This window comes from Streptococcus sp. Marseille-Q7156, from assembly GCF_965119495.1.
The window spans coordinates 231,752-253,611 of sequence record NZ_CBCPLU010000001.1; the positions used below are offsets into that span (position 1 = coordinate 231,752).

Below are 21,860 nucleotides of genomic sequence, written 5' to 3' on the forward strand. Positions count from 1 at the left end.
TTAGAATGTTCGTAATGGAGGACTGAAATGAAAAATATAAATGGGAAAAAGGTAACTATTTATGATATTGCACGTTTATCAGGTTTTTCTCCAAAAACAGTTTCACGAGTTATTAATGGTGGAGTAAATGTTAAAGAAGAAACTTATCAAGCAATTCAAAAAGTTATAGAAGAGTTGTCGTATATTCCAAATGCATATGCAAGAAATTTAACTAAAAAAGAAGCTATAAATATATTGATTTCTGTAAAAAAAATCGACTCTTTTCCTTTAATTTGGTTCCAAACTTTATTAGATAAAGTTTTACAAACTTGTAAAGAGTATGGTGTTAACGCTATTGTTGAATATTTTAGTGAAGAGGATACAATTAGTAATTCAATAATCTCGAGTACAGGAAGTTTGATAGATGGTGTAATAGTATTTTATGAAAGTAAAGAAGATATTCGGATTAATTACTTACAAAAGAATAAAATTCCATTCATAGTTTTTGGAGAATCTAGAACACCTAATGTTGTGTATGTTTCTAACAACAATTTTCAAGCCACTTATGACATGATGAAATTAGTATCAAAAGAAAACATTAATAGTATGTGGTTGCTTATGGGAGGAGAATCCCTTGTTAATATGGATCGAGAGAGAGGGGTTCGTGCTTTTTTAAATGATAAAAACTATGAAATGGATTTGAAAGTTGTATATGGTCTAACTACAATAGATTCGGTTTATTCATATGCTACAAGACATCTATCTAATCAAAATTTTCCTGATTTGGTTTTTGTATCCGGGGATGAGAAAGTACAGGGATTGATTCGTTCTTGCTATGAGAAGGAAATTACCATTCCTGATGATATTTCAATAATCGGATTTGACAATATTCCAATTTCTCAATATTATACTCCAGCTTTATCTACAATTTCTCCTAATTATGTTAAATTAGCTCAAGAAATGATTGAAGGGGTATTAGCAATTATAAAGGGGGAAAGTGTCACATCTGTTGAAGTTTCTACTAAACTTGTTAGGAGACAGAGTTTCTAGTATTGTTTAATTCTTGAAAATCCTAATGGAAAAGATGGAGTGTTCTAAAGTAAGTTCTGTTTAGCATCTATTCAGTTTCTATTGAGTTGGATCCAATTTCTAACAAGTGGGACATTTTCACGTTCGATTTACTAAAGACATTATCACATTCGAATCACACATCTTTCAAAAAAATCGTAAAAAAGTCTTGACAAAGAAAAAACAAAGTATTAAAATAAGTTCAACAAATCAGAAAAGTAACTATTTTTGATCTTCAGGGAGCCTGTGGTGATTGTGAACAGGTGGTTGGAATTAGTGAAAGTGGGCTGATTTTAAAAATGAATTTGAAACAATGAAAATTCGGTGCGCACACCTTACAGTGCAACTTGTTGTTAGACAAGGCAGAGATGTAAAGGGATAGTCCCTTTATAATTGAGGTGGCACCGCGTTACCAACGCCCTCACACGGAATTTAATTCTGTGTGTGGGCTTTTTTCATATCTTGAAATCAATACAGAAAGAGGAAATTTTTATGACAACTAAAGGTTATTTTGGACAATTTGGTGGTAGTTTTGTACCGGAGCCGATTCAGGCTTTGTTGGATGAGTTGGAAGTGACATTTGACAAGTACAAGGATGATCCAGAGTTTTTGGCAGAATTTCGTCATTACTTAAAGGACTATTCCGGTCGCGAAACACCGCTCTATTTTGCGGAAAGTTTGACAGACCACCTAGGTGGCGCTAAGATTTATCTCAAGCGCGAAGACCTTAACCACCTTGGTTCTCACAAGCTCAACAACGTTTTAGGGCAAATCCTTCTTGCCAAACGTATGGGCAAAAAACGAGTAATCGCAGAAACAGGAGCTGGTCAGCACGGTGTTGCTACAGCAGCGGCTGCAGCCAAGTTTGGTATGGCTTGTGATGTCTACATGGGAGCAGAGGATGTGGAACGTCAACGTCTCAATGTTTTCCGTATGGAGATGATGGGAGCAACTGTTCATGCAGTTGAAACAGGGACTCGTACCCTCAAAGATGCTGTTGATGCAGCCTTTGGAGCATGGATGAATGACTTGGAAGCCTTCTATGTTCTGGGATCTGCTGTGGGACCTCACCCATATCCAACCATTGTCCACGAGTTCCAAAAGGTCATCAGTGAAGAATCTCGCCGTCAAATCTTAGAAAAAGAAGGACGCTTACCAGACTACGTTATTGCTTGTGTAGGTGGTGGTTCCAATGCCATCGGTGCTTTTTCTCAGTATGTGGCTGATGAAGAAGTTAAATTGGTTGGGGTTGAAGCTGCTGGTCACGGACTTGATACAGACAAGCACGCAGCTACTATGACAAAAGGTAGTATCGGAATTGTCGACGGCATGAAGACTTATGCAGTCTTTAAGGAAGATGGAGAGCTAGCTCCAGTTTACTCTATCTCAGCTGGATTGGACTATCCAGGGGTTGGCCCAGAACACGCCTACTTTAAAGATTCAGGTCGCGTGGAATATGTCGCTGCGACGGATGAAGAAGCTGTTCAGGCTCTCCTCCTTCTCAGCAAGACTGAAGGAATTATCCCAGCGATTGAAAGTTCGCACGCTATCGCAGAAGCAGTTAAACGTGCACCGAAACTAAGCAAAGACGACATTATCATCATCAATGTCTCTGGTCGTGGAGATAAGGACGTAGCTGCGATTGCAGACTATCTAGAAGCTAAAAAATAAAAGATGGAAAAATTACAGTCTTTTCTCTCACAGAGAGCTTGTGGTTGCTGGAAACAAGCAGAGAAAGCTGTAAGGTTGGGTCCATTTGAAACAAGAGAAAAAAACATAATTCTCAAGGGAGTGCCCTTTATCGCACAGTCTGTTACAGGAGGTTTCTGAGACAGGAATGAGAGATAGGAGAAATCCTATAATTGAGGTGGCACCGCGAATTTCGTCCTCACGCAAGTTGTTTTGCGTGGGGATTTTTCATACAGTTGCCATGGACTAGAAGTAGAACTGAAAGGGAAATTACAATGGAACGAATCATTCATGGAGATGTCTTATCGCCAATCTTGGCTTATATGCGCCTACAGGGGAAACACAAGGTTATTTTAGAGAGTATTCCGAGAGACAAGGAAACAGCTCGTTTTTCGATCTTAGCCTATAATCCAGTTTTTGAGATTAAGTTTGAAAATGGAGTTCTTTATCAAAATGGTCAAGTGATTGATCGGGATCCCTTGGATTTTCTTTATGAAGTGACTCATAAGAGCCAGCACCATTCAGACCTACCTTTTGGTGGTGGAGCCATTGGTTTTGTGGGTTACGATATGATTTCTCTTTATGAAGAAATTGGTCAAATCCCTCAAGATACAATTGGAACGCCAGACATGCATTTCTTCGTTTATGAGAGTTACATTGTCTTTGACCACAAGAAGGAAAAAATCCATGTCATCGAGGATGCTCTCTATAGTGAGCGTAGTCAAGACGACTTGGAAAAATCCTTGAATCAAGTGCTTGAGGAATTACGCATTCCTGCTCCAAATGAATTTGAAGACTTGGATCTATCTCCGTTAGACTTCAAACCCCATATCGCTCCTCAGAAGTTTGAGGAAATGGTGGAAACGGCTCGTGACTTGATTCGTAACGGGGATATGTTCCAATGTGTACTCAGCCAGCGATTCTCAGCAGAAGTTACTGGAAATCCATTTGACTTCTACAGAAATCTCCGCGTGACTAATCCTTCTAATTACCTTTATTTCTATGATTTTGGGGATTATCAAATCATCGGTGCTAGTCCAGAAAGTTTGGTTTCTGTTAAAAATGGCATCGTGACAACCAATCCGATTGCAGGTACGCGACCAAGAGGAGCTACGGATGAAGAAGACAAGGCTTTGGCGACAGACTTGCTTTCGGATGAGAAGGAAACAGCAGAGCATCGAATGTTAGTAGACTTGGGTCGTAATGATATTGGTCGCATCTCTGAAACGGCAAGTGTCCAAGTCACTAAGTATATGGAAGTGGAGCTTTTCCGCTATGTCATGCATTTGACCAGTGTGGTCAAGGGGCGTTTGCTTCCAGAACTCACTGCCATGGATGCCTTGAAAGCAACACTTCCAGCTGGAACAGTTTCTGGAGCACCAAAGATTCGAGCTATGAGACGTATCTATGAATTGGAAACAGAAAAACGGGGCGTATACGCAGGAGCGATTGGCTACTTGTCTGCGACGGGTGATATGGATTTTGCCATTGCCATCCGAACTATGATTCTCAAAAATCAAACAGCCTATGTGCAGGCTGGTGCAGGGATTGTCTACGACTCCATCGCCCAAAACGAATACCAAGAAACCATTAACAAAGCAAAATCTATGACTAGAATTGGAGAACTAAGACCATGATTTTATTGATTGACAACTATGATTCTTTTACCTATAACTTGGCACAGTACATTGGGAATTTTGCAGAAGTGCAAGTCTTGAGAAATGATGATCCCAAGCTGTATGAAGAAGCTGAAAAAGCAGATGGTCTGGTCTTTTCTCCTGGTCCTGGTTGGCCAGTTGATGCTGGTAAGATGGAAGACATGATTCGTGATTTTGCTGGCAAGAAGCCGATTCTTGGGATTTGTTTGGGCCACCAAGCCATCGCAGAAGTCTTTGGTGGTAAGTTAGGTCTGGCTCCAAAAGTCATGCATGGGAAACAGAGCAATATCAGCTTTGAAGCGCCATCTGTTTTGTATCAAGGTATCGAGGATGGCCGTGCGGTCATGCGTTACCACAGTATTTTGATTGAAGAAATGCCAGAAGACTTTGAAGTGACAGCTCGTTCGACTGATGACCAAGCTATCATGGGAATTCAACACAAAAACCTACCGATTTATGGTTTCCAGTACCATCCAGAGAGTATCGGAACGCCAGATGGCTTGTCTTCTATTCGGAATTTTATCGAGAAGGTTGTAAAGTGAGGAAACTAGGATGAAAGAGATTATTGAAAAACTAGCAAAATTTGAAAATTTATCAGGTGTGGAAATGACGGATGTCATTGAGCGTATCGTCACTGGGCGTGTAACGGAGGCGCAGATTGCTTCTCTCCTTTTGGCCCTTAAGATGAAGGGGGAAACCCCTGAAGAACGCACAGCCATTGCCCAAGTCATGAGAGGGCATGCCCAACATATTCCAACTGAGATTCATGATGCCATGGACAACTGTGGTACAGGTGGAGACAAGTCTTTCAGTTTTAACATTTCGACAACTGCAGCCTTTGTCTTGGCTGGTGGTGGTGTTCACATGGCAAAACACGGTAACCGCTCGATTTCTTCTAAATCTGGTTCTGCAGATGTCCTCGAAGCATTGGGTATCAACCTAGACCTCAAACCAGCTGAACTAGGTAAGGTCTTTGATCAGACTGGCATCGTCTTTCTCTTTGCCAAAAATATGCACCCAGCCATGAAATACATCATGCCGGCTCGTTTGGAATTGGGAATTCCAACGATTATGAACTTGACTGGTCCACTGATTCACCCAATGGCTTTGGAAACACAGCTTCTTGGAATTAGTCGTCCAGAATTTTTAGAAAGTACAGCTCAGGTTTTGAAAAATATGGGTCGCAAACGTGCCATCGTGGTCGCTGGACCAGAAGGACTGGATGAAGCCGGCTTGAACGGAACAACCAAGATTGCTCTTCTGGAAAATGGCGAAATCAGCTTGTCAAGCTTTACTCCAGAGGATTTGGGGATGGAGCACTACGCTATCGAAGATATCCGTGGTGGAAATGCTCAGGAAAATGCAGAAATTTTGCTTAGCGTTCTTAAAAATGAACCAAGTCCATTCTTGGAAACGACAGTCTTAAATGCTGGTCTTGGTTTCTATGCTAATGGTAAGGTAGCTAGCATCAAGGAAGGAGTTGCCTTGGCCCGTCAAGTGATTGCTAGTGGCAAGGCCCTTGAAAAACTCAGACTGTTACAGGAGTACCAAAAATGAGTCAGGAATTTTTAGCACGAATATTAGAGCAGAAGGTGCGTGAGGTAGAGCAGATGGAGCTGGAGGAAATCCAGCCCCTGCGCCAGACCTATCGCTTGGCAGAATTTTTGAAGAATCACCAAGACCGTTTACAGGTAATCGCTGAAGTCAAGAAAGCTAGCCCTAGTCTGGGAGATATCAATCTCGATGTGGATATTGTGCAACAGGCCCAGACTTATGAAGCAAATGGAGCAGTGATGATTTCGGTTTTGACAGATGAAGTTTTCTTTAAAGGGCATTTGGATTATCTGCGGGAGATTTCCAGTCAGGTGCAGATTCCGACGCTTAACAAGGATTTTATCATCGATGAAAAGCAAATTATCCGTGCTCGCAATGCCGGTGCGACAGTTATTTTGCTCATCGTCGCTGCCTTGTCAGAAGAACGCCTCAAGGAACTGTATGACTTCGCTACAGATCTTGGTTTGGAAGTCTTGGTGGAAACTCACAATCTAGCTGAACTAGAAGTGGCTCACTGCCTTGGAGCTCAAATTATCGGTGTCAACAATCGCAATTTAACCACCTTTGAGGTCGACTTGCAGACCAGTGTAAACTTAGCTAAACATTTCAAAGATAATTGCTTATACATTTCTGAATCTGCTATTTTCACAGGGCAGGATGCAGAACGAGTAGCACCATCCTTTAATGGAATTTTAGTTGGGACAGCTCTTATGCAGGCAGAAGATGTGGCCCAGAGAATCAAGGAGTTGCAGATTGACAAAGGTTAAAATTTGTGGACTATCGACAAAAGAAGCGGTGGAGACAGCCGTGTCAGCAGGAGCCGATTATATCGGTTTTGTCTTCGCACCTAGTAAAAGACAGGTGACCTTGGATCAGGCTGCTGAATTGGCAAAGTTCATTCCTTCAGACGTCAAAAAGGTGGGTGTATTTGTTTCACCAAGTCGGGCAGAACTGCTAGAAGCAATTGACAAAGTTGGTTTGGACTTGGTTCAAGTTCACGGTCAGGTGGCAGATGATTTGTTTGAGAATTTGCCTTGTGACAGTATTCAGGCTGTGCAGGTGGATGGAGAGGGGCATGTACCCAATTCTCAGGCAGACTATCTACTCTTTGATGCCCCTGTGGCAGGAAGTGGCCAGACCTTTGACTGGGGTCAACTGGATACGACAGGATTAGCTCAGTCATTTTTCATCGCAGGTGGGCTTAATGAAGACAATGTAGTACAAGCAATTCAACACTTTGCTCCCTATGCAGTTGATGTATCAAGCGGAGTGGAGACAGATGGACAAAAAGATCAGGAAAAGATTAGAAGATTTATAGAGAGGGCAAAGAATGGCATATCAAGAACCAAATAAAGATGGATTTTACGGAAAATTCGGTGGACGTTTCGTTCCAGAAACATTGATGACAGCAGTTTTGGAGTTGGAGAAAGCCTATCGTGAAAGTCAGGCAGACCCAAGTTTCCAAGAGGAATTAAATCAACTTTTGCGCCAGTACGTAGGACGTGAAACTCCTCTTTACTACGCAAAAAACTTGACCCAGCATATCGGCGGAGCCAAGATTTATCTCAAACGGGAAGACCTCAACCATACAGGGGCTCACAAGATTAACAATGCCTTAGGACAAGTTCTTCTGGCTAAACGCATGGGTAAAAAGAAAATTATTGCTGAAACAGGTGCTGGTCAGCACGGTGTGGCAACTGCAACTGCTGCAGCCCTCTTTAACATGGAATGTACTATCTACATGGGTGAGGAAGATGTCAAACGCCAAGCCCTCAATGTGTTCCGTATGGAGCTTTTGGGAGCTAAGGTTGAGGCAGTGACAGACGGTTCGCGCGTGCTCAAAGATGCGGTCAATGCAGCCCTCCGTTCATGGGTAGCTAATATCGATGATACCCACTATATCCTTGGTTCTGCCTTGGGGCCTCATCCTTTCCCAGAAATCGTTCGTGACTTCCAAAGTGTCATCGGTCGAGAGGCTAAACAACAGTACCGTGACTTGACAGGTAAAAATCTGCCAGATGCCCTAGTAGCCTGTGTTGGTGGTGGTTCTAATGCTATTGGGCTCTTCCATCCATTTGTAGAAGATGAGTCAGTAGCCATGTATGGGGCTGAAGCGGCTGGACTTGGTGTGGATACGGAACACCACGCAGCTACCTTGACCAAGGGTCGTCCTGGTGTTCTTCACGGTTCTCTCATGGATGTGCTCCAAGATGCCCATGGTCAAATTCTTGAAGCCTTCTCTATCTCAGCAGGTTTGGACTATCCTGGTATCGGTCCAGAGCATTCTCACTACCACGATATTAAACGTGCCAGCTATGTTCCTGTGACAGACGAAGAAGCCTTGGAAGGATTCCAGCTCTTGTCTCGTGTGGAAGGGATTATCCCAGCCTTGGAATCTAGCCATGCTATCGCCTTTGCGGTGAAATTAGCCAAAGAACTCGGTCCAGACAAATCCATGATAGTCTGTCTATCAGGTCGTGGGGACAAGGATGTAGTCCAAGTCAAAGACCGCTTGGAAGCAGATGCAGCAAAGAAGGGAGAAGCTCATGCCTAAGACACTAACAGAAAAATTGAACGCTATAAAAGCAACTGGAAAAGGAATTTTAGTTCCTTATATCATGGCTGGTGACCACGAAAAAGGTTTGGATGGACTCGGAGAAACAATCCACTTTTTAGAAGATTTGGGTGTCTCTGCAATTGAAGTGGGCATTCCCTTTTCAGATCCTGTCGCAGATGGACCTGTGATTGAAGAAGCAGGATTGCGCAGTTTAGCCCACGGGACCTCTACCCAGGCTTTGGTTGAAACCTTGAAAACCATTGAAACAGAGATTCCGTTGGTCATCATGACCTACTTCAACCCCCTCTTTCAGTATGGTGTGGAGAAATTTGTCAAAGATGTGGCAGATACAGGGGTTAAGGGCTTGATTATTCCAGACCTTCCTCATGAGCATGCTAACTTTGTAGAACCATTTTTGACAGATACCGATATCGCCTTGATTCCCCTAGTTAGTTTGACAACAGGAATTGAACGCCAGAAAGAGTTGATTGATGGGGCAGAAGGATTCGTCTATGCCGTTGCTATCAATGGGGTGACAGGGAAATCTGGCAATTACCGTGCAGACTTGGACAAGCACTTGGCACAATTGCATCAAGTGGCCGATATCCCAGTTTTGACAGGTTTTGGTGTATCTAGTCAAGCCGATGTAGAACGCTTCAATGCGGTATCAGATGGCGTTATCGTCGGCTCAAAAATTGTAAAAGCTCTCCATCAAGGAGAGCCGATTGAGGACTTTATCAAACAAGCAGTAGCTTACCAAAAATAATCACGCAAGCAGCAAGAAAGAGGAAAGGCACAAAAGGAAGTCTTTCCTTTTTCTTTTGTAGGAGAAAGGCTAGGATGCCCGTCGCAGAAGCAAACTGAATCAAGATGAGTAATTCGGTTACGCTAAAGATAAGAGAACAAGAAGCTAAAAAGAGAAAATCCCCTGCTCCCATGCGGATATCGATAAAATGAGCCAAAATTCCAAGGACAAGGAAGAAGACCATGACTAGATTCCAGCCAGAGCCGGCCATTAGGATTAGGTGGAAAGTCATCCAGACCAGTAAGGGATATTCCTGATGGCGAAAGTCGTAGATGCCCAAGGTCAAACCAGCGGTGATTAGGACGACTTGCCCCAAGGAAAGAAAGCCCCAAGAGTAAGATAGAAATAGGAGACCTAAGCCCAATTCAAAGAGGGCATACCAGAATGGATAGCGAATCTTGCAGTAGCGACAGCGAAAGCGATTGAAGACCTGCGAGAGAATCGGAATCAAATCTAAGGGACGCAAGCGCGTCTGACAGGAATCGCAGTGACTAGCAGGTTGGATAATAGATTGCTCTGGAAAACGGTCAATGACCAAACCAAGAAAGGAAGCGAGAATGCTCCCGACAAGAAAAAAATAAAAATCAATCATACTTATCTATTCGTAAAAAATGGGAGAAGTAGTATAATGGAGAAACATAAACAAGATAGTGAGGTCAAGATGACAATTCGTTTTGAAGAAAAGGTGAGCACAGAAAATGCTCAGCTCGTATGCCAATGGTCCAACTCTCTTGGCAAATCCTTTCAAGAACAATGGATGGGAACAATGATTCCTTTTCCCTTGACAATTCAAGTTTTGCAAGAGCTGGAAGGAATCTTTTCAATCTTTGATGGACACGAGTTTGTCGGGCTTATCCAGAAAATTAGGCTAGAAGACAGTAATCTTCATATCGGGAGATTTTTTATCAACCCCCAGAAACAGGGGCAAGGCTTAGGTAGTCAGGCTTTCAGGAAATTTGTTAGTTTGGCCTTTGAAAATGGAGACATAGATAGTGTCTCTCTAAATGTCTATGAGGCAAATCAAGTAGCCAAGCACCTCTATCAAAAAGAAGGATTTGAAATCGTTCAAATAGTTGAAGCACCTATACGAAAATATATCATGAAAAAGAGGAGATAGAAGCAAACAAAGTCTTTTCCTGTGGTATGTAGATTCCTATATATGAATATTGGAGGGGAGTTAGAAAGCCGATTGGAGTGATTTTATTCATGATGGGAAAAAGGGGCTGGACAAAAATGATTGAGAAATAGTTGCTAAAAAAGCGTTTGCATGATACTATATATTGAAAGGAGGTGATAATATGGTAGAACGAAGAAAATCAATTACCATGAAAGATGTTGCTTTAGAAGCAGGAGTTAGTGTTGGAACTGTTTCACGTGTGATTAATAAAGAAAAAGGCATTAAAGAAGTAACCTTGAAAAAAGTGGAGCAAGCGATTAAAACTTTGAATTACATTCCAGATTACTATGCTAGAGGAATGAAAAAAAATCGAACAGAAACGATTGCAATCATTGTACCAAGTATCTGGCATCCCTTTTTTTCAGAATTTGCTATGCATGTGGAAAATGAAGTCTATAAGAGGAATAATAAATTACTCTTATGTTCTATAAATGGTACAAATCGAGAGCAAGACTACCTGGAGATGTTGCGTCATAATAAAGTTGATGGAGTGGTTGCTATTACCTATAGTCCAATTGAACATTACCTGTCGTCAGGAATTCCATTTGTCAGTATTGACCGTACATACTCAGATATTGCCATTCCTTGTGTTTCATCAGATAATGATGCAGGAGGAAGAGAAGCAGCTAAACAATTAATTAGTAAAGGATGTCAGCATTTAGCCTTTGTGGGCGGACATAATACAACCATTAATGAAACCAAACGTCGTAGAATTTCATTTGAAAAGTATGTCCAAGAGCATAAAATACCTCTTAGTATTTTTGATTTGGATGAGACAGTTACTGACTATCATGGGAAACTAGAGAGTTTCTTGGAAGAAAATTCTTCTATAGATGGAATTTTTACAATTAACGACTTTACAGCTTTGGATGTGATTGATATACTAGAAAAAAATGGCAAACATATTCCTCATGATGTCCAAATTATTGGATACGATGGAATTAAAATGGCTGGAGATAGAGATTATCTACTTTCAACAATTGAGCAACCCCTGGAGGAAATGGCTAGAGAAGCTGTACGAATCCTATTTGATATCATAGAAGGAAAGGCTGTTAATTTGCAGACAATCCTACCAGTAAAATTTGTTGAAGGAAAAACAACAAAAAATGAAAATAAGTCTTGACAGAAAGCGCTATCAATGATAGAATGAATTCAGATAAAAAAAGATTTATTTTTTTAAAGAAAAAATGAAACGTTTCAAAAACAAAACAAATAGACAGCGCCAAGCGTTATCTTTTTCGACCAAAAATGAAACGTTTCAAAAAAGGAGGTTGCTATGAATAGCAAAGCAAAGCAAGTTTCTCTTTGGGAAAGAATCAAAAAACAAAAACTCTTGTTATTGATGACTGTCCCTGGTTTAGTTTTAACCTTTATCTTTAAATACATCCCTATGTATGGGGTTTTAATCGCATTTAAAGACTATAATCCCTTAAAAGGAATTTTAGGGAGTGATTGGATTGGTTTTTCTGAGTTTACAAAATTCATATCCTCTCCCAACTTTGGTATCTTGTTAGCCAATACTTTAAAACTAAGTATCTATGGCTTATTGCTTGGCTTTTTACCACCAATCATTCTTGCTATTATGCTCAATCAGCTCTTGAGTGAAAAAGTCAAAAAACGAATTCAGCTCATTTTATACGCACCAAACTTTATCTCAGTCGTTGTTATCGTTGGTATGATTTTCCTTTTCTTTTCAGTGGGAGGACCAATTAACAATTTTCTCTCTATGTTTGGAATAAAGGCTGACTTCTTGACAAATCCAGACTTCTTTAGACCTTTATACATCTTTAGTGGTATCTGGCAAGGAATGGGGTGGGCTTCAACGCTCTACACGGCAACATTGGTAAATGTAGATCCAGCCTTAGTAGAAGCAGCACGACTGGATGGAGCCAATATCTTCCAACGAATCTGGCACATCGATATTCCAGCTCTTAAGCCTATTATGGTTATCCAATTTGTTTTAGCTGCAGGTGGAATCATGAATGTCGGATATGAAAAAGCATTCCTGATGCAGACATCGTTGAACTTGCCAACTTCTGAAATTATCTCTACATATGTCTATAAAGTTGGTCTTGTATCAGGAGACTATTCTTACTCAACAGCGGTTGGTTTATTTAATGCAGTGATTAACGTAGTATTGCTAGTCGCGGTTAACCAAATCGTTAAACGCATGAATAATGGTGAAGGAATTTAAGGAGGGAAGCATGAAAAATTCGATTATGGATACCAAATTTGATAGACGTATCTTACTCTTAAATAAAATCATTATTGTCTTTATAGTTTTGATAACCTTACTTCCTTTACTTTATATCGTCGTAGCATCCTTTATGGATCCTAAGGTTCTGGTTAGTAGAGGGATTAGCTTTAATCCAGCCGATTGGACGGTAGAAGGTTACCAGCGTGTATTCAGTGACCAATCTATTCTAAGAGGTTTTATCAATTCTCTACTATACTCTTTTGGCTTTGCGGCTTTAACAGTCTTGCTATCTGTGTTCACAGCTTATCCTCTTTCTAAGAAAGACTTGGTAGGGCGCCGTTGGATTAACTACTTCTTGATTGTGACCATGTTCTTTGGTGGTGGTTTAGTCCCAACTTACTTGCTCGTAAAAGAATTGGGAATGCTAAATACTCCATGGGCTATCATCGTTCCCGGTGCTGTCAATGTTTGGAATATTATTCTTGCTAGGGCCTATTTCCAAGGATTGCCTGAAGAATTGGTAGAAGCAGCCGTCATTGATGGTGCAAATGATTTGCAGATTTTCTTCAAAATCATGCTTCCTCTTGCAAAACCAATTATGTTTGTTCTCTTCCTCTATGCTTTTGTAGGACAGTGGAACTCATACTTTGATGCAATGATTTATATCAAGGATCCAAACTTGGAACCATTGCAACTTGTACTTCGTAAAATTCTCATTCAGAGCCAACCAGGTCAAGACATGATTGGAGCACAAGCAGCTATGAATGAAATGAAACGTTTAGCTGAATTGATTAAATACGCAACTATTGTCATTTCCAGCTTGCCATTGATTGTTATGTATCCATTCTTCCAAAAATACTTTGATAAAGGAATTATGGCTGGTTCACTTAAAGGATAAAAAAAAAGAAAAAATAAAAGGAGTTTTCTCATGAAATTCAAAACATTCTCAAAATCAGCAGTTTTGTTGACAGCTAGTTTAGCAGTACTTGCAGCCTGTGGCTCAAAAAATACAGCTTCAAGTCCAGATTATAAGTTGGAAGGTGTAACATTCCCGCTTCAAGAAAAGAAAACATTGAAGTTTATGACAGCCAGTTCACCGTTAGCTCCTAAAGATCCAAATGAAAAGCTAATTTTGCAACGTTTGGAAAAGGAAACAGGAGTTCATATTGATTGGACCAACTACCAATCCGACTTTGCAGAAAAACGTAACTTGGATATTTCTAGTGGTGATCTACCAGATGCTATCCACAACGACGGAGCTTCAGATGTGGACTTGATGAACTGGGCTAAGAAAGGTGTAATCATTCCAGTTGAAGACTTGATTGATAAATACATGCCAAATCTTAAGAAAATTTTGGATGAGAAACCAGAATACAAGGCCTTAATGACAGCACCTGACGGACACATCTATTCATTCCCATGGATTGAGGAGCTTGGAGAAGGCAAAGAATCTATCCATAGTGTCAACGATATGGCTTGGATTAACAAAGATTGGCTTAAGAAACTTGGTCTTGAAATGCCAAAAACTACTGATGATTTGATTAAAGTCCTAGAAGCTTTCAAAAACGGGGATCCAAATGGAAATGGAGAGGCTGATGAAATTCCATTTACATTTATTAGTGGTAACGGAAACGAAGATTTTAAATTCCTATTTGCTGCATTTGGTATAGGGGATAACGATGATCATTTAGTAGTTGGAAATGATGGCAAAGTTGACTTCACAGCAGATAACGATAACTATAAAGAAGGTGTCAAATTTATCCGTCAATTGCAAGAAAAAGGCTTGATTGATAAAGAAGCTTTCGAACATGATTGGAATAGTTACATTGCTAAAGGTCATGATCAGAAATTTGGTGTTTACTTTACATGGGATAAGAGTAATGTTACTGGAAGTAACGAAAGTTATGATGTTTTACCAGTACTTGCTGGGCCAAGTGGTCAAAAACACGTAGCTCGTACAAACGGTATGGGATTTGCGCGTGACAAGATGGTTATTACCAGTGTAAACAAAAACCTAGAATTGACAGCTAAATGGATTGATGCACAATACGCTCCACTCCAATCTGTGCAAAATAACTGGGGAACTTACGGAGATGACAAGCAACAAAATATCTTTGAATTTGACCAAGCAACTAACAGCCTCAAACACTTACCACTAAACGGAACTGCACCAGCAGAACTTCGTCAAAAGACTGAAGTAGGAGGACCACTAGCTATCCTAGATTCATACTATGGTAAAGTGACAACTATGCCTGACGATGCCAAATGGCGTTTGGATCTTATCAAAGAATATTATGTTCCTTACATGAGCAATGACAATAACTATCCAAGAGTCTTTATGACACAGGAAGATTTGGACAAGATTGCCCATATCGAGGCAGATATGAATGACTATATCTACCGTAAACGTGCTGAATGGATTGTAAATGGCAATATTGATTCTGAGTGGGATGATTACAAGAAAGAGCTTGAAAAATACGGACTTTCAGATTACCTCGCTATTAAACAAAAATACTACGACCAATACCAAGCAAACAAAAACTAGAGGTTGATTATGGGAGATAAGAAATACACAGTAGAAAAAGCCAATCGTTTTATAGCAGAAAATAAACATCTCGTAAATACTCAATATAAGCCTGAAGAACATTTTTCAGCTGAGATTGGCTGGATCAATGATCCAAATGGATTTGTCTATTTTCGTGGAGAATACCATCTCTTTTATCAATTCTATCCATATGATAGTGTTTGGGGGCCTATGCACTGGGGACATGCTAAAAGTAAGGACTTGGTGACTTGGGAACACTTGCCAGTGGCACTTGCTCCTGACCAAGATTATGACCGCAATGGATGTTTCTCAGGCTCTGCCATTGTCAAGGATGATCGCCTCTGGCTCATGTATACTGGGCATATCGAAGAAGAAGCCGGTGTCCGTCAAGTGCAAAATATGGCATTTTCAGACGATGGGATTCACTTTGAAAAGATTGAACAAAATCCAGTTGCAACTGGAGCAGACTTGCCAGATGAGTTGATTGCTGCTGATTTCCGTGATCCAAAACTCTTTGAAAAAGATGGACGCTATTACTCTGTAGTAGCTGCCAAACACAAGGATAATGTGGGCTGTATCGTTCTACTAGGGTCCGATAACCTAGTAGAATGGCAGTTCGAATCTATCTTTTTAAAAGGTGTGGAACATCAAGGTTTTATGTGGGAATGCCCAGATTACTTTGAGTTAGATGGGAAGGATTGCCTTATTATGTCACCCATGCGTTATCAGCGTGAGGGAGACTCATATCATAACATCAACTCATCGGTTTTGTTCACGGGTAAGGTGGATTGGGAAGAAAAACGTTTTATCCCAGAATCAGTTCAAGAAATTGATCATGGTCAAGACTTCTATGCTCCACAAACATTGTTGGACGATCAAAATCGTCGTATCCTGATTGCTTGGATGCAGACATGGGGACGTACCCTTCCAACCCATGACCAAGAACACAAGTGGGCATGTGCCATGACTTTACCTAGAATTCTAAGATTGGAAGATGGCAAACTAAGACAATTCCCTGTTAAAAAAGGCCAATATCAAATCCAAATAGATAAAGATTGTCATTACTATTTAGGAAATGATACAGATTATCTTGAATTTGGTTATGACAGTAATGCGCAGCAAGTTTACATTGATCGTAACCATCTTGTTCAAAAAATTCTAGGTGAAGAAGAACAGGACACTAGTCGACGGTATGTAGATATTGAAGCTAAAGAATTGGAAGTTGTTCTAGATAAAAATTCCATCGAGATTTTTGTCAATCAAGGTGAAGCAAGCTTGACTGCAACTTATTACTTAACGGTGCCAGCGGAGCTATCACGAATCGATTAAAAAATAAGTTATTTCTCCTAAAGAAAAAGTTCTCTTTCTAGCAAAATGGAAAGAGAACTTTTTTCTAATTAAGCAGAGCATATTTCTGTTTAAACAACTTAATTTTATCATTACAGTAAGTGATTAAATCTTGAGCTTTTTCAAGTGTATAGCCTTTTTCAGATACAGATTTCACTTTCTTCTCATCAAAATAGTAGCCAGTCAAACCAGTGATTTCTTCTGATAATGTAAGATAGTAACCTGTTTCAATTCCCTCGTCTAGATTTTTGGAAAATGACTTCATCAAGCGTCCGAAGAGAGACTTTTTCGTCTTTTCAACACTGGAATCATTCCCCAAATTGGTTGAAATCAAGCCAGGATGGTAAGAATTGACGGTGATGCTTAAACCTCTTAAAAAGAAGTCTCTTGCCAGATAGCGTGTCATCCAAATAGTGTAGAGTTTGGAATTATTGTAGGCCAAACCAGGATTGTAGTTCGTCTCAAATCCAAAGTCTAAATCCTTAACCTTAGCAAAATGATGCATATAGGAAGAAGTATTAATGACACGGCCGTCAGACGCTTTTTCTAACAAGGGACCTAGCTTAGTTGTTAAAATATAGGGAACCAGAACAGATAACATAAAGGTCAACTCGACATTTTCAGCACTCGCTTTTCGTTCTTTCCCTGCATAAAGGCCTGCGTTGTTAAACAAGACATCGATACTTTGAAAGTCTCGCTTAATTTCCTCTACAAATCGATAAATATCATCTAATTTAGAAAAATCTGCCAAGTAGCTAGAAACTCGGTCTCTCAAGGAAATTGCGCGAACCTCTTGAAGTGCCAGCTCAAGTTTCTGAGGATTTCGACCATGGAGGATGATATGATGGCCTTGGCTGGCCAATTTCTTTGCTAAATGTTTACCGATACCGTCAGTAGCACCTGTAATCAGAATTGTTTTGACCATATTAGTCCTCTAAGAAAGCTATTAGTTCTGTTGAAAATTCGTCTGCATATTGGAAGATCGAACCGTGACCAGCATTTGGATAGATAATCAGCTTGCTATCTTTTATTTTCTCATGCATATCGTAAGAATTTTCCGTTGGAACCTGCATATCCTTATCCCCGTTGACGATTAAGGTTGCTTGGGTGATAAATTTTAGGTCGTCTTGAGAATCTTTCCCCCAACGTTTAATGGCTTTGAGTTGAGTTAGGAATCCTGATAGGTTCATGTCTTTATCCGCAAATTCCTTTGTTCTCATCCCCATTCGTCCTAGGACTTTCAAAGCTTCAATTTTCCCTTGTTTATCATGATTATAGAAGATATAGCGTTTAGGATCGGTGCGCTCGAGTCCCGCTTTAAACATATAGTTAAAGGTTTTTCCTGTGACCTTATCGACCTCTTTTCCGCCTCGAGGTCCTGTTCCAGCCAAGATTAAACGATTGACTAGAGTAGGATTTATTCTGATGATTTCTTGGGCAATCATACCTCCCATAGAAAGGCCAAGAAGATTGATTTTATCGTAACCAAGCGCTTCTACAAAGTCAATTGTCTGCTTAGCCATTCCAGGAATCGTCGAAGCAACTTTGCCCTGACTAGCTCCAACACCAGGAAGATCGACTACAATGACATGGTGTTTTTCAGCAATCAGGTCTAAGAGTTTAGGATCCCAATTGTCGAGGGTTGCTGCCAAATGGACCAGCATTAGAAGAGGTAGTTTTGATTTGCCTTTACTAAGTTCGCGATAGGCAATTTGATTTCCTTGGACAGTGATGTATTGATTTTTTGTAGTAAGATATGACATGATTTTTTCCTTCTTATTTCTTAAAGCTGAGGACTGTTTTTCCACGAGAGCGACCATTAGCGACTTTGTCTAAGGCGCTATTTACCTTTTCAAATGGGTAAACTGTATCGATAGAGGGTTTGATTTCTAATTTACTAAAGAGGTCAGCTACCTCTTGTAATTGAGCGCCATTGCTTTCTACAAAGATAAAATGGTAGTGGACGCCGTATTTTTCCGCCATCTTATCAAATTTGCGACCTGCTAGGCCAAGAATCATCTGTTTCCATTTTGGTAGATTCATGCGTTTGGCAAAGGCACCGTTTGGCATGGCACGAAGGGACACAAGATGACCACCTTTTTTCATAATAGACATTTGTTTTTCAGTTTCAGCCCCGCCAAGAGTATCGAGGACATAATCTACCTCACTAACAGTCTTTGTATAATCCTCTGTTTTGTAATCGATAAATCTATCTGCTCCTAGGTTCAATACACGCTCAGCACTATCTCCAGAACCGTTGGTAATGACTTTCAATCCTTTGGCCTTGGCAATCGGAATGGCCATTCCACCAACTCCTCCAGTACCACCAGAAATAAAGATCGTTTTCCCAGCTTGAGCGCCCATGAGGTCAAGAGCCTGCATGATTGTCAAGGCAGTCAAAGGTACAGTAGCGGCTTCCTCATCTGATAGATAGTCTGGAACCTTGGCTAAGGCTTGGCTATCGACAGCTACGTATTCTGCAAAGGCGCCGATATGATCAAGTGGCAGACGGCCAAAGACACGGTCTCCTACCTGAAAGTTGTCAACTTGCTTGCCAATTCTTTCAACGATTCCAACGACCTCATTACCAGCAGTTTGAGGAAGTTTGTAGGGAACAATCATCTTAACCTCACCACGAGAGATCATGTTATCGAGAGGATTAACTCCGGCTGCGGATACTTTCACCAAGACTTGTTTGTCTGTAATACTTGGTTTAGCGATTTCTGTGATGTTCAGCGTGATATTGTTTTTGTTATAAGTAGTGTGTTGTGCGACTTTCATGTGTTTTCTCTTTTCTTTTTTAATATAAATTAATATACTTGTATCTAATACAAGTATATGTTGTTTCCAGTAAAAACTGACTTGTTATCAAATCAGTTTCGGACTTGTTTAGCTTGTTTATATAGATTGTCAATGACATCTTCTAAAGTTTGATTTGCTAATTCCTTCTCTAATTGAGATTCGGCACTAGCGAAAAGCAGTGAAACTGCTCCTTGGATATGTTTTCCAACGGGACAATCGGGATTGCTATTTTGATGAACAGGAAATAAACTGATGTGATTGATTTCTTGAGTAGCATAGTAGATATCTAGTAAAGTCATTTTCTTTGGAGACTTACTGAGTTGATAGCCTGTTTTTCCTTGCTGGGAATGAATCAAATCTGCATTTTTCAATAAGGCAATCACCTTTCGAATGTAACTAGCGTTAGTACCAACACTAATAGCTAGTGCTTGAGAACTTAATGTTTCCCTACTTTCACTAATCATTGTTAAGATATGCAAAGCAACTGAGAATTTTGTATCCATCTAAACTCCTTTTTGACAAACATGTATTAGATACAAGAACAAGTATATCAAAAATAAAAAGAAAAGCAAGACTTTTGTTTTAAATTTAAAAAATTTTTTGAAGAGCGTCTTAAGATTAAAGATGTCTGGAAAGGGTGTTTACAAAATTATATCTTTACTATCCATTGGTTGACCAAAAGTAGAACAGATACACAAAAAAGCCTTGAAAACAAGACTTTCCCTGTTGTATATAGATGCCCCCTACAGGGATTGAACCTGTGACCCACGGATTAAGAGTCCGCTGCTCTGCCAGCTGAGCTAAGGAGGCAAAGAAAAAAGCTGTATTGGTGCCGAAACTTCACGGTTTGTATTGAACCCGCGCAATTAAGCAGGTGGGCAACTCGCTCTAACTGAAGCTGTTTCCGTGTGAGACGGCCTACATGCTGTTAGAAGACTTTTGTTTCCCTAATAATACAAAAAATAGTCGGTCAACACTTAAGTGTGAAGTCGTACACCACAGCGTTTCTATGTTTATATGATACCACTTTTTCAAAAAAAATCAAGAGGAAAGTGCAATTTTTTGAAAAGGATTTCAGATTTTTCGCAAACGGTCGATAGCTTCCTTTCTTTGAGACAAAGCCCGTTCATATTTACCAGTATCTTCTGCTTGGAAATAGTGATGATTGCGAATTTTTTCTGGCAGATAGTCTTGCTTGACCCAATTTCCAGGATAGTTGTGTGGATAGAGATAGTCTTGGGCATTCCCCAGTTCCTTGCTTCCACTGTAGTGCCCATCACGCAGGTGTCGCGGAATAGGCAAGTGCCCTGATGTTTTGAGGTCAGCAAGTGCCTTATCCATAGCTACATAGGCTGAGTTGGATTTTGGAGAAAGGGCCAAATCAATCACGACATTGGCAATGAGAATACGTGCTTCTGGGAAACCAATCCTTTGAGCGGCATCAAGAGCAGTCACGGTGTGAATCTGGGCTTCAGGATTGGCTAAGCCGATATCTTCATAGGCGATAACAGTCAAGCGACGAGCGAGACTTGGCAAATCACCAGCCTCAATCAATCGGGCAGCATAGTGGAGACTGGCATCCACATCTGAGCCACGGATAGACTTTTGCAAGGCAGATAGAACATCATAGTGACCGTCTCCATCCTTGTCCATAGTGATGTAGCTCCGCTGCAGGCTATTTTCCATGATATCAAGGGTGATATGACGGATGCCCTCGTCATTCTCAGGGGTAGAGAGAACAGCCAGGTCCAGCGAGTTGAAGGCAGAACGAAGGTCTCCGTTTGTAGAGGTAGCAATGAAATCCAGTGTATCCTCATCTAGTTTTACTGGAAAATCAAAACCACGTTCAGGGTTATTTAGAGCTATCTGCAGGGCCTCTTTGACGTCTTGGTTAGACAGAGGTTCTAACTCAAAAATCTGAACACGGCTACGAATGGCAGGAGTGACAGAGAAGAAAGGATTTTCAGTTGTAGCCCCAATCATGATAACTAGTCCACTTTCTAAGAGTGGCAAAAGAAAGTCTTGCTTGGTTTTATCTAGTCTATGAATCTCGTCTAGCAGGAGAACCAGTCCTCCAGAGAATTTTGCTTCCTCGGCGATTTCTTGCAGTCGCTTTTTACTATCCACCGTCGCATTAAAGGTCCGAAAGGCATACTTGGTGGTCCCAGCGATGGCAGAGGCAATACTGGTTTTGCCGATTCCAGGAGGTCCATATAGAATCATGGAGGACAGGCGGTTGGCCTCCACCATGCGGCGGATAATTTTTCCAGGTCCGACCAGATGCTCCTGACCGATGACTTGGTCTATGGTTTTAGGGCGCATGCGAAGCGCGAGATTGTCTGGCATAGCAGTCCTTTCTAACGTGGATTTTTAGTGTCATATTTTTTTGAGTGGCATAACTCATCTATTATATCTTACTATGTCCATTCTAGCCTATTAGTTGTGATATTTCAATGTTTTTGTAACATTGGAGGGTGAGATA

Annotated in this window: 21 protein-coding genes, 1 tRNA gene and 2 other annotated features; of the genes, 15 read left to right on the forward strand and 7 right to left on the reverse strand. The window is 40.6% G+C overall.

The genetic code is table 11. From position 1 onward, the window contains the following. Window positions 1-27 precede the first annotated feature (27 nt). The 9 genes from ACWPV5_RS01225 (at window position 28) to trpA (ending at window position 9,271) form a co-directional block, all read left to right on the forward strand. Window positions 28-1,029 (forward strand): LacI family transcriptional regulator, encoded by a 1,002-nt coding sequence (locus ACWPV5_RS01225; protein WP_261024910.1) that lies wholly within the window; start codon window positions 28-30, stop codon window positions 1,027-1,029. Window positions 1,030-1,249: 220 nt separating this feature from the next. Continuing rightward, window positions 1,250-1,473 (forward strand) — a binding site (T-box leader). Between the two features lie 66 nt (window positions 1,474-1,539). Beyond that, a complete protein-coding gene (gene trpB, locus ACWPV5_RS01230; protein WP_000208439.1) occupies window positions 1,540-2,718 on the forward strand; it encodes a tryptophan synthase subunit beta in 1,179 nt (392 codons plus the stop codon). After that, window positions 2,715-2,940 (forward strand) — a binding site (T-box leader). It overlaps the preceding gene by 4 nt. A 71-nt stretch (window positions 2,941-3,011) precedes the next feature. Continuing rightward, a complete protein-coding gene (gene trpE, locus ACWPV5_RS01235) occupies window positions 3,012-4,373 on the forward strand; it encodes an anthranilate synthase component I (RefSeq protein ID WP_454382007.1) in 1,362 nt (453 codons plus the stop codon). Further along, window positions 4,370-4,936 (forward strand): aminodeoxychorismate/anthranilate synthase component II, encoded by a 567-nt coding sequence (locus tag ACWPV5_RS01240; protein ID WP_000601909.1) that lies wholly within the window; start codon window positions 4,370-4,372, stop codon window positions 4,934-4,936. The genes trpE and ACWPV5_RS01240 overlap by 4 nt, the downstream gene beginning before the upstream one ends. A gap of 10 nt (window positions 4,937-4,946) precedes the next feature. After that, entirely contained in the window at window positions 4,947-5,951 is a 1,005-nt protein-coding gene (gene trpD / locus ACWPV5_RS01245; protein ID WP_454382008.1) for an anthranilate phosphoribosyltransferase, read from the forward strand. Then, window positions 5,948-6,715, forward strand: coding sequence for an indole-3-glycerol phosphate synthase TrpC (gene trpC / locus ACWPV5_RS01250; RefSeq protein ID WP_454382009.1), 768 nt, complete (start codon window positions 5,948-5,950; stop codon window positions 6,713-6,715). Before trpD ends, trpC begins: the two co-directional genes overlap by 4 nt. Beyond that, window positions 6,702-7,301 (forward strand): phosphoribosylanthranilate isomerase, encoded by a 600-nt coding sequence (locus ACWPV5_RS01255; protein ID WP_454382010.1) that lies wholly within the window; start codon window positions 6,702-6,704, stop codon window positions 7,299-7,301. The genes trpC and ACWPV5_RS01255 overlap by 14 nt, the downstream gene beginning before the upstream one ends. Continuing rightward, entirely contained in the window at window positions 7,279-8,502 is a 1,224-nt protein-coding gene (trpB, locus tag ACWPV5_RS01260; RefSeq protein WP_049488262.1) for a tryptophan synthase subunit beta, read from the forward strand. Before ACWPV5_RS01255 ends, trpB (ACWPV5_RS01260) begins: the two co-directional genes overlap by 23 nt. Continuing rightward, window positions 8,495-9,271 (forward strand): tryptophan synthase subunit alpha, encoded by a 777-nt coding sequence (gene trpA / locus ACWPV5_RS01265; protein ID WP_454382011.1) that lies wholly within the window; start codon window positions 8,495-8,497, stop codon window positions 9,269-9,271. Before trpB (ACWPV5_RS01260) ends, trpA begins: the two co-directional genes overlap by 8 nt. Here trpA and ACWPV5_RS01270 read toward each other — a convergent pair. Next, window positions 9,243-9,902 carry a prepilin peptidase gene (locus ACWPV5_RS01270; protein WP_261070452.1) on the reverse strand — a complete coding sequence of 220 codons (660 nt, stop codon included), beginning with the start codon at window positions 9,900-9,902 and terminating at the stop codon, window positions 9,243-9,245. The genes trpA and ACWPV5_RS01270 overlap by 29 nt on opposite strands. Before the next feature lie 69 nt (window positions 9,903-9,971). On the opposite strand from ACWPV5_RS01270, the gene ACWPV5_RS01275 reads away from it, so the two are divergent. From ACWPV5_RS01275 to ACWPV5_RS01300, 6 genes are all read left to right on the forward strand, one after another. Then, complete coding sequence (locus tag ACWPV5_RS01275; protein WP_261070474.1) at window positions 9,972-10,427, forward strand: GNAT family N-acetyltransferase; 456 nt, start codon at window positions 9,972-9,974, stop codon at window positions 10,425-10,427. Window positions 10,428-10,608: 181 nt separating this feature from the next. Continuing rightward, window positions 10,609-11,610 carry a LacI family DNA-binding transcriptional regulator gene (locus tag ACWPV5_RS01280; RefSeq protein WP_261070451.1) on the forward strand — a complete coding sequence of 334 codons (1,002 nt, stop codon included), beginning with the start codon at window positions 10,609-10,611 and terminating at the stop codon, window positions 11,608-11,610. A 153-nt stretch (window positions 11,611-11,763) separates the two neighbouring features. Beyond that, window positions 11,764-12,681, forward strand: a complete 918-nt coding sequence (locus tag ACWPV5_RS01285; protein ID WP_045605839.1) for an ABC transporter permease — start codon at window positions 11,764-11,766, stop codon at window positions 12,679-12,681. A 10-nt stretch (window positions 12,682-12,691) separates the two neighbouring features. Beyond that, window positions 12,692-13,582, forward strand: a complete 891-nt coding sequence (locus tag ACWPV5_RS01290) for a carbohydrate ABC transporter permease (protein WP_024056556.1) — start codon at window positions 12,692-12,694, stop codon at window positions 13,580-13,582. 30 nt (window positions 13,583-13,612) lie between these two features. Then, the gene (locus tag ACWPV5_RS01295; RefSeq protein WP_261070450.1) at window positions 13,613-15,229 is read left to right on the forward strand and encodes an ABC transporter substrate-binding protein; all 1,617 of its coding nucleotides are present in this window, start codon (window positions 13,613-13,615) and stop codon (window positions 15,227-15,229) included. 9 nt (window positions 15,230-15,238) lie between these two features. After that, window positions 15,239-16,558 carry a glycoside hydrolase family 32 protein gene (locus ACWPV5_RS01300; protein WP_454382012.1) on the forward strand — a complete coding sequence of 440 codons (1,320 nt, stop codon included), beginning with the start codon at window positions 15,239-15,241 and terminating at the stop codon, window positions 16,556-16,558. Between the two features lie 64 nt (window positions 16,559-16,622). Here the strand turns inward: ACWPV5_RS01300 and ACWPV5_RS01305 are convergent, their stop codons facing one another. From ACWPV5_RS01305 to ACWPV5_RS01330, 6 genes are all read right to left on the reverse strand, one after another. After that, window positions 16,623-17,501, reverse strand: a complete 879-nt coding sequence (locus ACWPV5_RS01305) for an SDR family NAD(P)-dependent oxidoreductase (RefSeq protein ID WP_261070448.1) — start codon at window positions 17,499-17,501, stop codon at window positions 16,623-16,625. A gap of 1 nt (window position 17,502) precedes the next feature. Beyond that, window positions 17,503-18,339 carry an alpha/beta fold hydrolase gene (locus ACWPV5_RS01310; protein ID WP_261070447.1) on the reverse strand — a complete coding sequence of 279 codons (837 nt, stop codon included), beginning with the start codon at window positions 18,337-18,339 and terminating at the stop codon, window positions 17,503-17,505. Between the two features lie 13 nt (window positions 18,340-18,352). Next, window positions 18,353-19,357, reverse strand: a complete 1,005-nt coding sequence (locus ACWPV5_RS01315) for an NADP-dependent oxidoreductase (protein ID WP_454382013.1) — start codon at window positions 19,355-19,357, stop codon at window positions 18,353-18,355. A gap of 92 nt (window positions 19,358-19,449) precedes the next feature. Continuing rightward, entirely contained in the window at window positions 19,450-19,881 is a 432-nt protein-coding gene (locus ACWPV5_RS01320; protein WP_454382014.1) for an Rrf2 family transcriptional regulator, read from the reverse strand. Window positions 19,882-20,115: 234 nt separating this feature from the next. Then, window positions 20,116-20,188: transfer RNA gene (locus tag ACWPV5_RS01325), tRNA-Lys, on the reverse strand. A gap of 264 nt (window positions 20,189-20,452) precedes the next feature. Continuing rightward, window positions 20,453-21,724: a replication-associated recombination protein A gene (locus ACWPV5_RS01330; protein WP_454382015.1), complete on the reverse strand. Its 1,272-nt coding sequence runs from the start codon at window positions 21,722-21,724 to the stop codon at window positions 20,453-20,455. Between the last annotated feature and the right edge of the window lie 136 nt (window positions 21,725-21,860).

Bases quoted from the DNA above. Each gene is read 5' to 3' on its own strand.
- ACWPV5_RS01270 (WP_261070452.1), bottom strand. From the start codon at position 9,902: ATGATTGATTTTTATTTTTTTCTTGTCGGGAGCATTCTCGCTTCCTTT.
- ACWPV5_RS01225 (WP_261024910.1), top strand. From the start codon at position 28: ATGAAAAATATAAATGGGAAAAAGGTAACTATTTATGATATTGCACGT.
- trpC (WP_454382009.1), top strand. From the start codon at position 5,948: ATGAGTCAGGAATTTTTAGCACGAATATTAGAGCAGAAGGTGCGTGAG.
- ACWPV5_RS01305 (WP_261070448.1), bottom strand. From the start codon at position 17,501: ATGGTCAAAACAATTCTGATTACAGGTGCTACTGACGGTATCGGTAAA.
- ACWPV5_RS01315 (WP_454382013.1), bottom strand. From the start codon at position 19,357: ATGAAAGTCGCACAACACACTACTTATAACAAAAACAATATCACGCTG.
- trpE (WP_454382007.1), top strand. From the start codon at position 3,012: ATGGAACGAATCATTCATGGAGATGTCTTATCGCCAATCTTGGCTTAT.
- ACWPV5_RS01295 (WP_261070450.1), top strand. From the start codon at position 13,613: ATGAAATTCAAAACATTCTCAAAATCAGCAGTTTTGTTGACAGCTAGT.
- ACWPV5_RS01285 (WP_045605839.1), top strand. From the start codon at position 11,764: ATGAATAGCAAAGCAAAGCAAGTTTCTCTTTGGGAAAGAATCAAAAAA.
- trpD (WP_454382008.1), top strand. From the start codon at position 4,947: ATGAAAGAGATTATTGAAAAACTAGCAAAATTTGAAAATTTATCAGGT.
- ACWPV5_RS01300 (WP_454382012.1), top strand. From the start codon at position 15,239: ATGGGAGATAAGAAATACACAGTAGAAAAAGCCAATCGTTTTATAGCA.
- trpB (WP_000208439.1), top strand. From the start codon at position 1,540: ATGACAACTAAAGGTTATTTTGGACAATTTGGTGGTAGTTTTGTACCG.
- trpB (WP_049488262.1), top strand. From the start codon at position 7,279: ATGGCATATCAAGAACCAAATAAAGATGGATTTTACGGAAAATTCGGT.
- ACWPV5_RS01330 (WP_454382015.1), bottom strand. From the start codon at position 21,724: ATGCCAGACAATCTCGCGCTTCGCATGCGCCCTAAAACCATAGACCAA.
- ACWPV5_RS01310 (WP_261070447.1), bottom strand. From the start codon at position 18,339: ATGTCATATCTTACTACAAAAAATCAATACATCACTGTCCAAGGAAAT.
- ACWPV5_RS01290 (WP_024056556.1), top strand. From the start codon at position 12,692: ATGAAAAATTCGATTATGGATACCAAATTTGATAGACGTATCTTACTC.
- ACWPV5_RS01240 (WP_000601909.1), top strand. From the start codon at position 4,370: ATGATTTTATTGATTGACAACTATGATTCTTTTACCTATAACTTGGCA.
- ACWPV5_RS01280 (WP_261070451.1), top strand. From the start codon at position 10,609: ATGGTAGAACGAAGAAAATCAATTACCATGAAAGATGTTGCTTTAGAA.
- ACWPV5_RS01320 (WP_454382014.1), bottom strand. From the start codon at position 19,881: ATGGATACAAAATTCTCAGTTGCTTTGCATATCTTAACAATGATTAGT.
- ACWPV5_RS01275 (WP_261070474.1), top strand. From the start codon at position 9,972: ATGACAATTCGTTTTGAAGAAAAGGTGAGCACAGAAAATGCTCAGCTC.
- trpA (WP_454382011.1), top strand. From the start codon at position 8,495: ATGCCTAAGACACTAACAGAAAAATTGAACGCTATAAAAGCAACTGGA.